14 protein-coding genes are annotated in these 14,928 nt (G+C 69.6%); 5 read left to right on the forward strand and 9 right to left on the reverse strand.

What is annotated here, in order from left to right; all coding sequences use genetic code 11:
• Positions 1–3: 3 nt before the first annotated feature.
• A complete protein-coding gene (locus ACFWNN_RS02320) occupies positions 4–798 on the reverse strand; it encodes an ABC transporter permease (protein ID WP_382438008.1) in 795 nt (264 codons plus the stop codon).
• 112 nt (positions 799–910) lie between these two features.
• Here ACFWNN_RS02320 and ACFWNN_RS02325 point away from each other — a divergent pair, with 112 nt between their 5' ends.
• Complete coding sequence (locus ACFWNN_RS02325) at positions 911–1,447, forward strand: TetR/AcrR family transcriptional regulator (protein WP_382438009.1); 537 nt, start codon at positions 911–913, stop codon at positions 1,445–1,447.
• A gap of 43 nt (positions 1,448–1,490) precedes the next feature.
• Here ACFWNN_RS02325 and ACFWNN_RS02330 read toward each other — a convergent pair whose 3' ends face one another.
• The 7 genes from ACFWNN_RS02330 to ACFWNN_RS02360 form a co-directional block, all read right to left on the reverse strand.
• Complete coding sequence (locus ACFWNN_RS02330; protein WP_382438010.1) at positions 1,491–4,073, reverse strand: fumarate reductase/succinate dehydrogenase flavoprotein subunit; 2,583 nt, start codon at positions 4,071–4,073, stop codon at positions 1,491–1,493.
• Positions 4,070–4,726 (reverse strand): ABC transporter ATP-binding protein, encoded by a 657-nt coding sequence (locus ACFWNN_RS02335; protein ID WP_382438011.1) that lies wholly within the window; start codon positions 4,724–4,726, stop codon positions 4,070–4,072. The genes ACFWNN_RS02330 and ACFWNN_RS02335 overlap by 4 nt, the downstream gene beginning before the upstream one ends.
• The gene (locus tag ACFWNN_RS02340; protein WP_382438012.1) at positions 4,723–5,487 is read right to left on the reverse strand and encodes an ABC transporter permease; all 765 of its coding nucleotides are present in this window, start codon (positions 5,485–5,487) and stop codon (positions 4,723–4,725) included. The genes ACFWNN_RS02335 and ACFWNN_RS02340 overlap by 4 nt, the downstream gene beginning before the upstream one ends.
• Positions 5,487–6,794, reverse strand: a complete 1,308-nt coding sequence (locus ACFWNN_RS02345) for an ABC transporter substrate-binding protein (protein WP_382438013.1) — start codon at positions 6,792–6,794, stop codon at positions 5,487–5,489. The genes ACFWNN_RS02340 and ACFWNN_RS02345 overlap by 1 nt, the downstream gene beginning before the upstream one ends.
• An 11-nt stretch (positions 6,795–6,805) precedes the next feature.
• Complete coding sequence (locus ACFWNN_RS02350; protein ID WP_191299662.1) at positions 6,806–7,033, reverse strand: ferredoxin family protein; 228 nt, start codon at positions 7,031–7,033, stop codon at positions 6,806–6,808.
• Between the two features lie 40 nt (positions 7,034–7,073).
• Positions 7,074–7,808, reverse strand: coding sequence for a GntR family transcriptional regulator (locus tag ACFWNN_RS02355; protein WP_382438014.1), 735 nt, complete (start codon positions 7,806–7,808; stop codon positions 7,074–7,076).
• Positions 7,809–7,986: 178 nt separating this feature from the next.
• On the reverse strand, positions 7,987–8,880 hold the full coding sequence (locus ACFWNN_RS02360) for a LysR family transcriptional regulator (protein ID WP_382438015.1): 894 nt from the start codon (positions 8,878–8,880) through the stop codon (positions 7,987–7,989).
• Positions 8,881–8,958: 78 nt separating this feature from the next.
• On the opposite strand from ACFWNN_RS02360, the gene ACFWNN_RS02365 reads away from it, so the two are divergent.
• Positions 8,959–9,936 carry an NADP-dependent oxidoreductase gene (locus tag ACFWNN_RS02365; protein ID WP_382438016.1) on the forward strand — a complete coding sequence of 326 codons (978 nt, stop codon included), beginning with the start codon at positions 8,959–8,961 and terminating at the stop codon, positions 9,934–9,936.
• 41 nt (positions 9,937–9,977) lie between these two features.
• Here ACFWNN_RS02365 and ACFWNN_RS02370 read toward each other — a convergent pair whose 3' ends face one another.
• Complete coding sequence (locus tag ACFWNN_RS02370; RefSeq protein ID WP_382438017.1) at positions 9,978–10,856, reverse strand: enoyl-CoA hydratase/isomerase family protein; 879 nt, start codon at positions 10,854–10,856, stop codon at positions 9,978–9,980.
• Between the two features lie 131 nt (positions 10,857–10,987).
• Between ACFWNN_RS02370 and ACFWNN_RS02375 the strand changes: the two genes are divergently transcribed.
• The 3 genes from ACFWNN_RS02375 to ACFWNN_RS02385 all read left to right on the forward strand — a co-directional run bounded on the left by ACFWNN_RS02375 (position 10,988) and on the right by ACFWNN_RS02385 (position 14,673).
• Positions 10,988–11,968 carry a cupin domain-containing protein gene (locus tag ACFWNN_RS02375; RefSeq protein ID WP_382438018.1) on the forward strand — a complete coding sequence of 327 codons (981 nt, stop codon included), beginning with the start codon at positions 10,988–10,990 and terminating at the stop codon, positions 11,966–11,968.
• A 702-nt stretch (positions 11,969–12,670) separates the two neighbouring features.
• Positions 12,671–13,114: a hypothetical protein gene (locus ACFWNN_RS02380; RefSeq protein WP_382438019.1), complete on the forward strand. Its 444-nt coding sequence runs from the start codon at positions 12,671–12,673 to the stop codon at positions 13,112–13,114.
• Positions 13,111–14,673, forward strand: coding sequence for an esterase/lipase family protein (locus tag ACFWNN_RS02385; RefSeq protein ID WP_382438020.1), 1,563 nt, complete (start codon positions 13,111–13,113; stop codon positions 14,671–14,673). Before ACFWNN_RS02380 ends, ACFWNN_RS02385 begins: the two co-directional genes overlap by 4 nt.
• Positions 14,674–14,928: the final 255 nt, after the last annotated feature.

Consider the following 14,928-nt stretch of genomic DNA (forward strand, 5'->3'; position numbering starts at 1 on the left):
GTCTCAGGCGCGTCCGCGCCACGGGGACAACGCGCGTTGGGCGGCCACGATCAGCGAGTCGATGACCAGGCCGGTGATGCCGATGACGAAGAGACCGAGGATGACGACCGCGGTCTGGTTGAAGCGCTGGGCGTTGAGGACCATGCCGCCGATGCCGTCCGCGCCGTTCACGGTCTCGGCCGCGACGACGGAGCTGTAGGCGATGCCGACGGCGAGCCGCACGCCGGTGAGGATCTCCGGTCCGGAGGCGGGCAGAATGACCGCGCGGATGACGTCGAACGCGTTGGCTCCCAAGGCCTGCGCCGCCTCGACGTACTGCCGGTTGACCCCGCTCACGGCGGCCGCGGCGGCCACGGCCACCGGCGGGAACGCGGCGATCATCAGCAGGTAGACCTTGGGTTCCTCGTCGATGCCGAACCAGATCACCAGCAGACTCAGGTACGCGAGCGGAGGGAGAGCGCGCAGGAACGCGACGGCGGGCTCGGTCACCGCCCGCACGACGGGGATCAGCCCCATCGCCAGGCCGAGCACGAGGCCCAGCAGCACGCCGTAGAAGCAGCCGTAGCCGACCCGCCGCAGGCTCACGCCGAGCCGTTCGGCCAGCGTCGAACCGGCGTAGCCGCCCTGGCCGTTCGTGAAGTCCGATGTGGACAGAAGCTGCTGCCACACCTGGCCGGGGCTCGGCAGCACGGCGGCGGGCCAGATCTGGGCCAGCGCGATCAGCTGCCACACTCCGAAGAGCGCCGCGACGGCGCCAAGCCGCACCAGAAGCCACCGTGACGCCAGGATCTTGGACACGCCGGTGAATGTACTGACGTACACATCGCCGGTCAGGACCATTCCGTATCGTGGTCTCCCGCGAGAACGACTCTTGCGCGAGAGCCCACCGAACCACTAGGGGACACCGAGAATGGCACGGCGGCACGACCCGCACCGCCGCGAGCGGATCATCGAGGCCGCGGTCGAGGTGATCTCCGAGTCCGGCATCGCGGCCCTGACCCACCGCACCGCCGCCGCACGCGCCGACGTGCCCCTGGGGTCCACGACCTACCACTTCCGGAGCCTGGACGAACTGCTCGCCGCCGCCGTGCACACTGTCGCCGAACGCAACGTCGCACGCCTGCGTGACTGGGCGGCCTCACTTCCCGACAACGCCGACCTGAGCACCGAGCTCGCGGGCTTCATCGTCCTGCTGGCGGGCGAGCACCGGCAGACCAGCGTGCTCGCCTACGAGCTGTACGGCAGCGCCCTGCGGCGACCGGCGCTCCGTGCCGCCAGCACGGCGTGGGACGAGATGCTCACCGAGGTGTTCGAGTCCCAAGTGGACACCGTGACGGCACGGGCGCTCACCGCGATGTTCAACGGGTTGCTGTACCAGGCCCTGGTCACGCCGGGCGGTCCCGAGCGCGCGGGCGTCGAACAGGTGCTGCGCCGCCTGCTCCGGTAGCGACCGCGGTCCGCCGTTCACTGCCGCCGTTCACTGCCGCTGATCACGCCAGCGCGCGCCTGGCGTAGGCGCGGACATCGGCGTCGGTGTCGTCGGTGGCGCTCTTGAGCGCGAGGGCCACCGACGGGTCCTGCACCCACCGTGCCAGGGCGCGCACCGCCGCCTTCCGGACGTCGAGGTTGGGATCGCCCGCCAGTCCGATCACGAGTACGGGATCGGTGAGCGCTTTCGCGGCACCGACCCGGACCTCCCACGCGGGATCGTCGCGCAGTTCACCGGCACGGACGTGCAACGACGCCGGGCGCCCGACCCGTTCGGCGGCTTCGAGTGCGGCGGCGCGCACCAACGGGTCCTCGTCGGCGGTCAGGCCGACGAGGACGGCCACGTCCGTGATCCCCTTGGCGACCTGCACCCGCAGTTCCCGGGACGGGTCGTTCGCCGCGGTGGCCAGCGAGCCGTCCTCTCCCAGCGCGACCAGACCTCGCACGGCCGCCTGCCTGACCTCCAGGTCCTCGTCGGTGAGACCGGCCGCGTAGACCCCGGCGGTCCCCAGCTTCAACGCCCACAGCACTTCCAGCGCGATCGCCCGCGCGGGCGAGACCTCCAGAGCCTCGCGCAACGCCTCCGAGGCCGGCACGACCTCGACCAGTTCGCGCAGGCCCGCCGCCGCGACGGCCCGAGTCTCGCTGTCCGACATGGCGGTGACGAGCGCGAACTCGAAGCCCTGCGGCACCGCCTCGGTCAGCGCCGACACCGCGGCCCTGCGCACCACCGGATCCGGATCCGCGAGGTACGGCTCCAGGTCGGCGAGTGCCGGCTGAGCGTCGGTCAGCGCCAGCACCTCCAACACCCGCACCGACTCGACCACGGTGTCCTCCCCCGCCACCTCCTCGACCTCGGACGCAACGCTCACCGACCGCACGCCGAGGTACTCCTCCACACCGGCCCGGTGCGGCACACCGTCGACCGGGACGAGGTAGGGCGAGACCGGGCGCTTGATGAACTCCATGGCGCCATCGGCGTTCTTGCGCAGGTTGAGGTGGTGAAACCAGCGGGCGTCGTCGCGTTCGGGCAGGTCGACGCGCAAGTGGTAGAGCCCCCACCGCGACTCGTTGCGCATCAGTGACGACGCGGCGGCCATCTCCGCGCAGTCGCGGATGAACGAGACCTCGACGCAGCGCATGAGTTCGTGCGGTGAGCGGGCACCCATCGCCGCGATCTCGGCCTCCATCCTGGCGAACGCCTGCAGGGCCAGCGTCAGCTTCGTCTCGCTCTTGGGCGGGGCCACGTAGTCGTTCACGAAGCGGCGCAGCTTGTACTCGACCTGGGGCTGCGGCGGGCCGTCCGGCCGCCGGGAGTGCCGGAAGATCAGTTCGTGCGTCTCGGCCACCTGGTCGGCCGGAAGTGACTGCGGGCGTTCGAAGTGGACGGAAGCGTGCGCACCGGCCAGGTCGCCGAACACGAAGGCGCCGATCATGTAGTTGTGCGGCACGCAGGCCAGGTCGCCCGCGGCGTACAGGCCCGGCACGGTGGTGCGGCCGTTCTCGTCCACCCACACGCCGGACGCGGAGTGCCCGCCGCACAGGCCGATCTCCGAGATGTGCATCTCGATGTCGTGCGTGCGGTAGTCGTGCCCGCGTCCACTGTGGAACGTTCCACGCGACGGCCGTTCGGTGGAGTGCAGGATGCCTTCCAGGGCCGTGATGGACTCCTCGGGCAGGTGCGTGGTCTTGAGGTAGATCGGGCCGCGTTCGGAGGCGATCTCGGCGGCGACCTCGGCCATCATCTGGCCGGACCAGTAGTCGCAGTCGACGAACCGCTCCCCCAGCGAGTTCACCTGGTAGGCACCGAACGGGTTGCCGACGTACGCGCACGCCGGCCCGTTGTAGTCCTTGATCAGCGGGTTGATCTGGAAGCACTCGATGCCCGACAGCTCAGCGCCCGCGTGGTAGGCCATCGAGTAGCCGTCGCCGGCGTTCGTCGGGTTCTCGTAGGTGCCGTAGAGGTAGCCCGACGCGGGCAGGCCGAGACGTCCGGACGCGCCGGTCGCGAGGATCACCGCGCCCGCCGACACCGTGACGAACTCGCCGGTGCGGGTGTGGAAGCCCGCCGCGCCGACGGCTCGGCCGTCCTGCACCAGCACGCGGACGGGCATCACGCGGTTCTCGATGCGCAGGCGTTCCCGCAGCCGTCGTTCGCGCATCACGCGGTACAGGACCTTCTTGACGTCCTTGCCCTCCGGCATCGGCAGGACGTAGCTGCCCGACCGGTGCACCTGGCGGACGTGGTAGTCGCCGAAGGAGTCCTTCTCGAACTTCACGCCGTAGCGTTCGAGCCGCTGCACCATGTCGAAGCCACGGGTCGCGGTCTGCATGACCGTCCGCTGGTTCACGATGCCGTCGTTGGCTCGGGTGATCTCCGCGACGTAGTCCTCCGGCTTCGCCTTGCCGGGGATGACGGCGTTGTTGACGCCGTCCATGCCCATCGCGAGCGCACCGGAGTGCCGGACGTGCGCCTTCTCCAGCAACAGGACGTCGCGGCCCGCCTCGGCGGCGGTGATGGCGGCCATCGAACCTGCGGTGCCACCGCCGATCACGAGCACGTCGCAGGACAGTTCGATGGTCATGCCTTCACCGCCGCGAGGATCGCGTCCCGCCGGCGTTCGACCTCACCGGTGCCGAGGACGACCACGCGGTCACCCAGCAGCACGGCCTCGTCGACGTCGTGCGTGACGAACAGAGTGGTGGTGCCCGAGAGCACCTCGGTCACCAGGTCCTGCATGGACGCGCGGGTCTGCGCGTCCAGAGCGCCGAACGGCTCGTCCATCAGCACGACGGACGGCTGCTGCGCGAGCGTCCTGGCGAGTTGGACGCGTTGGCGCATGCCACCGGACAGCTCGCGCGGCAGGTGGTCACCGAACCCCGCGAGACCGACGCGGTCGAGCCACTCCAGCGCCCGTGCCCGCCGTTGCGCACGCGGGACGCCCTGCAACGCAAGGGGCAGCTCGACGTTGCGCGTCGCGGTGCGCCAGGGCAGCAATCCGTCGTCCTGGAAGACGAGCGCCCGGTCGCGGGACGGCCCGCGCACCGCCTGACCGGCCACGGTGATCGACCCGGCGAACGGCACGAGCCCGGCGACGGCACGCAGCAAAGTGGACTTGCCGCACCCGGAAGGTCCTGCCACCACGACGAACTCGCCGGGGCCGACGTCGAGCGAGAAGTCGGACAGCACCGTGGCGCGGCCATAGCCGACGGTCAGCGAACGGACGTGCACGCTCATCGCAGCGCCTCCCTGGGCAACCACCGGGTGACCCGGCGACCGAGCAGTTCGACCGCGGCGGACGTGAGGTAGCCGAGCCCGCCGATCGTGATCATGCCGACGATCACGCCGGGGTAGTCGACGACGGTGTAGGCCTGCCAGGTGCGGTACCCGACACCGAACTGGCCGGAGATCATCTCGGCCGAGATCACGCAGATCCACGCCACGCCCATGCCCACCGACAGGCCGCCGAACACACCGGGCAGCGTGCCCGGCAACACCACGCGGACCAGCACCTGCGGGGTGCTCGCCCCCATCGTGCGGACCGCGTCCTCCCAGATCGTCGGCAGCGCCCGCACGGCGTGCCGGGTGGACACCAGGATCGGGAAGAACGCCGCGACGAACGTGATGAACACGATGCCCTGCTCGTCGGTCGGGAACAGCAGGATCGCGATCGGCACCAGTGCGATCGCCGGGATCGGCCGCACCACTTCGAGCGGGGGCCGCAGCAGGTCGCCCAGCCACCGCGACCGGGCAATCACCACCCCGAGCGCGACCCCCAGCGCGGCGGCGAGCAGGAAGCCCGCCATGATCCGGCCGAGGCTCGCGCCCAGGTCGTGGTAGAACTCGGCCGCGCCGACCTGCACCGCGAACCGCTCCACGACTTCGACGACCGTCGGCAGCTGGTCGAAGCGCAACCAGGCCCGTGTATCCGACGCGGTCAGCAGCTGCCACAGCGCCAGGACCGCCGCCAGCGACCCGATTCGCACCAACCAGCGCATCACCGCTGCACCGATTCGAGCGCCTGCTGGAACGTGAGGACCTCGCCGCGCTTCGTTGCCGCGGCCCGTGTCGTGAACGGCAGCAGCTCGGCACCGGACCGCACCCAGTGGGCGTGCTCGGCGAACCACCGCGTCCCCGTCTCCGCGTCCGGCACGTACGCTACCCGCAGCTTCTTCCCGCTGTCGCGCAACGACTTCAGCAACTCGGTCGGCGACGCGACGGGCTGCGGTGCCGCACCGTCGAACCACACCTCGCTCGCCGTCCTGGGGTCACCGCCCAGTGAGGCCGGGTTCGTGAGTTCCTCGGTCGGCTCCAGGACGTCGCGCAGCGGCTTGTCGTCGATGAACCGGTCCACGTCGAGCTCGTCGATGTTGCCGATCGACTTGAGGAAGGGCACGTCCTGCTTCAAAGCCTGGCGCAGCACGGTTTTCAGCGACAGGTCGAAGGTCGCGATGCCGTTCGGTCCGTTGTAGAGGTACACGACCTCGACCGGCAGGCCGGTGGCCTTCGCGACGATCTCCGCCGCCTGCAACGGTTGCTCGTGCAGGAACTTCGTCGCGTCGAGCTGCGCGCGCAGGAACTCTCGCAGCACCTCGGGCTGCTGTTGGGCGAACGGGTTGCGCACGACCGTGCCGTGCAGGGTCGGCAGGTTCAGCGCCGCGCCGTCGTAGAGCAGCTCGGCCTGCTTGGCGAACACGAGCTGCCCTGGCCACGCCACGAACTGCGCGAGCGCGGCGACGTTGCCCGACTGCAGCGCCGAGGCGCCGACCGACGGCTGCTGGTTCTCCACCGTCACCTCGGTGTCCCCGAGTGCCCGCACCAGCGTGCCGTGTCCGGCCGAGCCCACGCTCGCCGACACCTTCTGCCCCTTGAGATCCGTGAGGGTCCGGGCCTGCGAACCGGGTGGCACCACGACCATGTTCAGCGCACCGCGGGCGTTGTACCCGGTGACGGCGACCATCCGGGTGCCCTGGTCGCCCTGCTTCTGCGTGCGCGAGCCGTTGATCAGCAGCGGGTAGTCGCCCATCGACCCGATGTCGATCTTCCCGGCGATCATCTGGGCGGTGATCGGCGCGCCCGTGTCGTAGTCCTGCCACGCCACTTTGTAGGTCTTGCCGGTCTTCTTGCCGAGCCCGGCGAGCCGTTGCTCGAAGAACCCCTTGTCCCGCAACAAAGTGCCCGCGGTGACCGTGTTGATCGTCTTCGACTGGTACCCGATGACGACCGGCACCTCGTCACCGGACGCCGCCTCACCCGTGCCGCAGGCGGCGAGCAGGAGGACGGACGCGAGAATCGCGCGCTTCACCGTTTTTCCTTTCACCGCAGCAGGTAGGGCATGTTGATGGTCACCGCGCCCGTGGGGCAGCGGGCGGCGCACGGGCCGCAGTACCAGCACTCGTCGACGTGCATGTGCGCCTTGCCGGTCTCGGGGTTGATCGACAGCGAGTCGAGCGGGCACATGTCAACGCACAGCCGGCAGCCGTCGATGCACTTGGATTCGTTGATCGTGACCGGTACGTCGGCACGGTTGTTGACCAGAGCCATGACTCAACTCCAGGAAATGTGGTGGGAAATATGAGGTTTGCTAGCGGCGGATCTCCGCGCGCATGGTCAGGCGGTCGCCGCGCATGCGGATGAACTCAAGGTCGACCGGCCGGCCGTCGGCGAAGTGGCTGAGCCGTTCCACGACCATCAGCGCCGACCCGCGCGGCACCTCCAGCACCGTCGCGGAGTGCAGGTCGGCGTTCACCGCCTCCAGCGTCACCGCCGCGGTGCCGAGCCGCTGCCCGCAGGTCTGCTCGATCAGCGAGAAGAGGTCGCGGTTGACGAGGTCCTCGCCGAGCACCCGCTCCCCCACGTCCAGCGCGAGGTACGTCAGATCCAGCGACAACGGCAGGCCGTTGAGCCGCCGCAACCGCTCCACGTACACCACCGAGGCGTCGGGTGGCAGCCGGAGTCGTTGCGCCACCGAGGAAGGCGCCCGGATCACGGTCGCCGCCCGCACGTCGTTGGTGACTTCCCCGTGCTCGTGCAGGGTTTCCGCGAGACCCATCAACTGGTTCAGCCCGTGCTCGACCTTGTTCGCCACCACCACCGTGCCCACACCGGGCAGCCGCTCGACGAGCCCCTCCTCGCGCAGGAGGTCCAGCGCCTCGCGAATGCTGTTGCGGGACACCGAGAACTCGGCGGCGAGAAACCGTTCGTCCGGCAGCACACCATCCGGGAACGCACGGCGCACCACCTGCTGGCGGATGACGTCGGCGGCCTGACGCGCCCGGTCGGCGCGCAACCGCCGCGCTGGTCGCGGGCTGCTGCTCATGGCCCACAGCATGGACGGCAGGAGACGATCAGTTTGTTACGCTCGTGTTACGCCGCCTGGTCAGGGCGGCGAGCAGGCAAAAGTCCGCCGCTCCGCCAGTCCATCATGTGGACCCCCGCGAACGGGCCGATACCTCTGAATACGAGGTATAGCACGGAGTTCGTGCTCCGAACAGGGATCAGGTCCGCGCGGCCGATGCGACGGAGGCCCGCAGCTCCCGGATCAGCTCGCGCACGGCGAGAGAGTGCCTCGCGGCGTTGGTGGTCACGTGGACGAGCCGGCGCGTCGGGCGGCCAGGACCGAGGTCGAGGACGGTGACACCGGGCGGCGGGGTGAGCACGGTGAGCCGCGGCAGGATCGCGATGCCGATGCCCTGCGCGACCATCGACAGCACCACGCTGTCGTCGGCCACCTCCAGCCGGCGCGGCGGCAGCCAGTCCTGAGAGGCCCACCAGTGACGGGTGTAGGAGGAGCAGTTCTCCGGCCAGTCGAGCAACGGCAGTTCGCGCGGGTTCGGTTGGTCTGCCGGGTGCACGAGCAGGTACGGCTCGGTGATCAGGTCGCCGTGCCGCAGACCGGGGAGCTCCGCGTTGTCGTCGAGGGTCGCGATCGCGAGGTCGGCGCGCCCGTCCGCCACCTCCCCGGCCGTCCCGCGCCCCAGCTCGGGTACGACCAGGACCTGCGGCCGGAGTTCGGGGAAGCGGGTGGTCAACCGGTCGAGCACAGGCGGCAGCAGGTGTGCGGCGGCAGTGCGGAAGGCCGCGACGCGCACCACGCCCGAGATAGAACCCGACGCCGCACCGCGGGCCTCGGAGCGCAGGAGCTCCAGTTGGCGGAGGATCTGCCGGGCGTGCACGAGCGCCCGCTCACCGGCCGGTGTCGGTGTGGCGCCACGGCGGCCGCGGTCGAACAGCACCGCACCGACTCGGCGTTCGGACTCCCGGACGGCGTGCGACACCGCGGACTGCGAGAGCCCCACCTCCCGGCCCGCCGCCGTGAAGCTCCCGGTGGTCTCGACGGCGATCAGCAGGCGCAGCTCGGACGGGCTCAGGTCCACGACGCCACTATCCATGAACACGCCTCATGGAAAGGGCGGATCGATCGACTTCGCGCTCTGCTCCCACGGTCCGGGAATCCCTACTTTCCCGGTATGAGCACATTCCTCGCCGTCCGCCAGGTGCACCGCCCCCAGGGTGCGCCCAGCGCGGACGACTTCGCCGTCGTCACCGCGGAACTCCCCGCCCTCACCGATGGCCAGGTCCTCGTCGAGAACCTCTACCTCTCCGTCGACCCCTACATGCGGCAGCTGATGGACACCGGCGAGGCGGGTCTGGAGGGCAGGGCGATCGGACAGGTCGTCGACTCGCGGTCACCGGCGTACCCGGCCGGTGCGACCGTGTTCCACCGCGCCGGCTGGGCGACGCACGCGGTGGTCGACGCCGCGGACGTCCGTCCCGTGCACCAGGCCGACGGGGTGCCCCTGAGCGCATATCTGGGCGTGTTGGGCGGAACGGGCCTGACCGCGTTCGTCGGCCTGACGAGGATCGCCCGCCTGCAGCCCGGCGAGGACCTCTTCGTGTCCGCAGCCGCAGGAGGCGTGGGCACCGCGGCGGGGCAGATCGCCCGGCGGCTGGGCGCCGGGCGGATCATCGGCAGCGCCGGGTCCGCCGCCAAGGTCGAACGCCTGCTGGAGCTCGGCTTCGACGCCGCCTTCGACCACCGCGCGGCACCGGTCGGCGAGCAGCTGGCGAAGGCGGCGCCAGACGGCATCGACGTCTACCTCGACAACGTCGGCGGCGACCACCTCGCCGCCGCCATCGACGCGTTGCGCCCGCACGGCCGGGTCGCCTGGTCCGGCGCGATCGCCCAGTACAGCTCGGCTCCCCCGGCCGCGCCGCACAACCTGGCCGACGTCATGTTCAAGTCGCTGCGCGTCGAGGGGTTCCTGGTCCGCGAGCACCTCGACGCGCGGGAGCGTTTCGAACGCTTCCTGGTTCCGCACGTCCGCAGCGGTGCGGTGCACGCGGAGGAGACGGTGGTGGACGGGATCGGCGCCGTCGCGGAGGCGTTCCTGGGCGTGCTCGGCGGGGCCAACACCGGGAAGATGCTGGTGCGCCTGCGGAACTAGGCCCGGCACGCCGGCCAGCCTCCCGGCCCCGCCGCCGCGGGCTACCGGCCAGTGCTCACCGCGAGCCGGTCGAGCAGCCCTTCGAGGTCCCGCTCGCCCTCGCGGGTCTGCACACCGGCGGCCAACTGCTCGTGCGCCCCCGCGACCATGTCCTCGGTGAAGAGCGAGTACAGGAAGCCGTTCTCGACCACGTAGGGCTCGGCCGAGGGCGGCGGGACCGCGGCACGCACCGTCGCCTTGATCGCGGCGACGACCTCGGGACGGACCCGTGCCATCCGGCAGGCCAGGGCGTCGACGAACGAGTCGATCTCGTCGGCGGGCAGCGCCCGGTTCACCAGGCCGTAGCGCTCCGCCACCTCGGCGCCGACGAGCCCGCCGCCGACGAGCAGCTCCAGGGCCCGCGCCGGACCGAGCAGCCGGGCGAGGTGCACCGTGCCACCGCCACCGGGGAGGATCGCCAGGGAAGCTTCGGGCTGGGCTTGACCGGACCTGCCGATCGCGGCGAACCGCATGTCGAGGGACAGCAGGAACTCGTTGCCCGCGCCGCGGGCAAAGCCGGCGATCTTGCCGATGGTGATCTGCGGGAGCTCGCGAACCTCCACGCCCAGCGCCTGCAACACGTTCATCCCCTCCGGGATCACAGCTCCCGGCGCGGCCTCGACGGCGGCGCGGGTGGCGGCGGGCAAGGCGTCCGGGTCGGTGAGGTAGGCCATGTCACCGTGGGCGCTGAAGAACTCAGGGTCGGCGCTCTGGAACACGATGACGCGCACCTCCGCGTCGGCGCGCACCTGGTGCACGAACCCGCGCAACGACGGCAGCAACACGCCGTCCATCAGGTTCAGCGGCGGGTGGTCGAGCGACACGACGGCCACACCGCCGTCCACGGTGACCCCGAGACCCGCCCAACTGCTGTAGTCCATGGTGGTTCCTTCTCCTCAGACTGTCTGTGCCACCCACCGTATGTAGCGCGTCCTGAGGCAAACCATCGCTTTCAATCTCAGAAAATTGATTATCTGAGTCATCGCGGCGGGTCTGGTGCTAGCTTCGTCCTGTGGATCCGTTGGCGGACGCACTGGCGATGTCCGGCGTCAAAGGCGTCCTGAGCACCCGCGTCGAGGCCGGCGGCCGGTGGGCGGTCGCGCTCGAGGACTACCCCGGCACGGCCCTGCACGCCGTGACCGCGGGCAGCGCCTGGCTCGCGGTGGCCGGCCGCGAACCGGTGGAACTGGCCACCGGCGACGTGGTCCTGCTGCCCGGCGACACCCCGCACGGCCTCACCAACGACCCCGCGCCGGACACCGCGCACCGCCGCTGCGAGCACGTGATCGCGCGCGGACGCGGCACCGGTGAAGTGATCACCCTCGGCGCAAAGCCCGCGACCACACGAATCGTGACCATCCACTACGACTCCGACCCGGCGGCACTCACCCAGGTCCTCGCCCTGTTGCCCGGTCTCGTGCACGTGCGCACGGAGACGGGAACCCCAGGTCTGGCCGACGCGGTGCGCATGCTCGCCCGCGAACTCGCCGAACCCCAACTCGCGACCTCGGCCGTGCTGAGGAGCCTGATCGACATCATGCTGGTGCAGATGCTCCGCACGTGGCTCGCGGCCAACCCTCCCGAGTGCTTCGGCACGTGGCTCGGCGCCCTCTACGACCCCGTCATCGGCAAGGCCCTGCGACACCTGCACGCGAACCCGGCCGTCCCCTGGACGACGGCCACGCTCGCGAAGGCCATCTCGGTCTCCCGGGCGACCCTCGCCCGCCGTTTCCCCGCCGCCACCGGGCACACCCCTGCCGCCTACCTCGCGAACTGGCGCATGGAACTGGCCGCCGTCCAACTGCGCGACAGCCACGACTCACTCGAGACCATCGCCGAGGCGGTTGGCTACGGATCGGTTCCCGCGTTCACCCGCGCCTTCACCCGCGTGTTCGGACGCACGCCCGGCAGGTACCGCAGCGACACGCGGAAGCACGCGGGGTCGGCGTTCCAGCTGGACGCTTCGCCCGCGTCGGGCCTGGTGGTCGGCTGACCGGTCCGAGCGGACGGCGGCGATGTCCTGATCTGCCTCTGGCCGTGCAACCTGGGGCGTCACCGCCACACGGCCCCAGCGGACAAGCCGCGCACGCCAGATCTGCCTGCGATCCAACAGTTCGCCGCGAAAGTTCTCGACCCCGATCAACAGAACTTGGCGGCGAAAGATCGAAATCGCGTCGACTGGCCCTCCACACTGGATTCGAGCTATCCAATAGCGCATGAGCACACAAACTGCGCAAGCTTGCCGCATTCGGGGACTCAAGTCTCGGACATTCTCTTACCCCACCGGATTTATCAAAATCCCGTGGGGTAATTCATATTTCGACCACTTCTACCTCAGCATACCATTCCAAAGCGAGTGTCGGCTGAACTGTGCGACGAGCAGTTTCCACTGTTTTCAACATTAGTTGTGCGGGACGAATTTCAAGACACCGGTCGTCATAATGAACCTGCAAGGCGTTCGATCCGCCTCATGGTTGCCGCCACGGCGACGCTCCGTTCCTCGGACATCGGCCCTTTCTTATTGCACCCCAACACGCGCTCGTTACACAGGTGGTCCCGTTAAGCCAGCCGAGTGAACCTCGGCTGGAACGGTCACAACCGAACTCGGGCCACCGATAGGGGAAACGCCGGTCCGGCAGCCGCGCGTCGACAGAAGACGATGCGGGCGGAACCGCGCGCTCACAAGGAAGTAGCCATGACTCGTCGCACGCTGGTCGTGACGTTCACGGTCGTGCTGGTGGTCATCGGCGCGGCCATCGCGTTCCTGTTGCGCGGCAGCGGCTCGGTGACCGACGCGACGACGTCGTCGTCGACCACCGCGCCACCGAGCACGTACGTTCCTCCTCCCCTGACGAAGGAGCAGGCGACGGCGATGGCCGCGAACCTCACGAGCGGGTCGGAAGAGCGGTTGCGGCAAGCGATCGCCATCTCACCGCAACAAGCGCTCGACCCTGCTGTGGCGGGTCAGCTGGCGTCGATCTCGTCGATGGAGCTCGACATCGCGACCTTCCGCGTGGAGGGGGACGGCACAGCTCGGATGACCGCACGCACGAACGGACCGGCCGCGGCGGTGTGGACGGTGGCGCTCGTCGCGGTCGACGGCCAGTGGCGGATCAGCTGGACAGAGGCCACGCCATGACAACACGCGTGCGCAAGCCGACAGCGTACGTCCTGGCGCTCCTGCTGGCGGTGTCCCCTGCCGTTCCGGCACGAGCGCAGCTCACAGCGGAGGAAAGCTGCGCCGGCACCCCGCCGAGTCTGGAGCACACGGACCTCTCGGCATCGCGACGCCCGGTCGTGCTGGTGCATGGGTGGACCGGTGGGCGAATGACGGAGACGGCGACGATTCTGCAGGAGAAACTCGGCAACCGGGTCAGCACGTTCACGTTCGACTACGGTCCTTGGTCGTTGCATTGGGCGTCGGACGCGCACATCGCACCTTGCCTCGCCGTCTACATCAAGAAGGTGGCAGAAGCCCACAAGAACGCAAAGGGCGACGGCAAAGTAGTCGTTGTCGCGCACTCCATGGGCGGTCTCGCACTGCGCTACGCGATGAGCCAGATACCGGCTGGCACGGTGCTGGAAGTGATCACACTCGGCACACCGCACCTGGGGTCGCCGTGGGGTGGACCGGACGTCGCTCCGCTCTACGAGAAGGCCCTCACCCTCCTCGGCAAGGAGGAACCACCTGGCGCGAGCGGTGGGTTTTGCCTCGCCTGGCACGAGAAGGGGGCGCCGCTGCTGGGAGACTGCGGTCCGCTGCCGCCCTACCTGCCAGCCGGGGTGACGGTGACCCAGCTCGCCGGGGACATCACCGTGGACCGCTCGTTGTTCGGGTTCACGATGTACTCGCTTCCGCTGTCGACCGACGGGATCGTGCCCGTGACCTCCGCACACGGATACGCGACATCCGGCGAAGGTGGCGCCAGCCCGCCCGGCCGCGCAACGGTGCGATCGCGCACCCAACCGTGCCGGGCCGACTTCGCCAAGCTCCACGAGACCGCCGCCCTGGCGACTTTCGCGCCCACCGTGGCGTTCGACTTCCTCACCATGCAGGACCTCCAACGAGGCAGCCAGACGCCGACGGTGATGGGTCTGGCGCTCGCAGCGATGTTCATCGCCTCGTGCGGACACAAGAAGCAGCCAGCAGACCCCAAGACGACCGACCAGATCGTCGAGGTGATCAAGGCGATGCCTCCGCCGTTCGTCGACACGTCGGAGGTCCGGTTCGACGGCATCGGCGAGTTCACCCTCGCCCTCACCGCCACAGATCTTCGCGCACGCGGTTACGTCAACAAGGGCAACCAGTACGAGGGCCCGAACGCCGTCTGCGTCCGCTACGCCCGCGAGGGCCAGCCGCTCGGCTTCAGCGTCGAGTCGTCGACCGGCCGCGTCCTGGCGATCAACAACTCCGCGGGGGTCAAGGCCCTGCACACTCAGGTCGGCAACATTCGCGTCAACTCCACCCTAGGTGAGCTGCGCACCGCCTTCGCCGGCCATCAGATCGAGGAGCGCCTCGACCATGACTTCGGTCAGGGCAGCAACGGCGTGATCGTCAACGGCCCGGATGGCTCAATCGCGTTCAGTCTCGACGATGCACCGAACGCCGACTACGCCTCCGGCCGAGCCAGGATCACCTATCTCAACGGCGTCGGGCTGCGAGGCCACGCCCCCACGAGCGCCGAGGACGGCTGCTGAGGCAGGGCTGGCACCAGCAAGGATCAGCGGAGTGACCTGATCGTTGTGCAGCCGTGGGATCCCTAGGGTTCTGGCCATGGTCCAGCATCTGACTCCCCTGCGCCGCAGGGCGATCGCGCTCGGTTCCGCGGAATATCAACTACTCGAACAATGAAGCCTGCCAGCCTCAAGGGCCAGTTCCTGCGGGGCGGGGGAAGCGGATAACGCCCGCGTCTACCCGCAGCCGAAGCGGACCATCTGCCTTTCCCAGGTCTA

Source organism: Lentzea sp. NPDC058450 (genome assembly GCF_042721395.1).
Classification (GTDB): domain Bacteria; phylum Actinomycetota; class Actinomycetes; order Mycobacteriales; family Pseudonocardiaceae; genus Lentzea.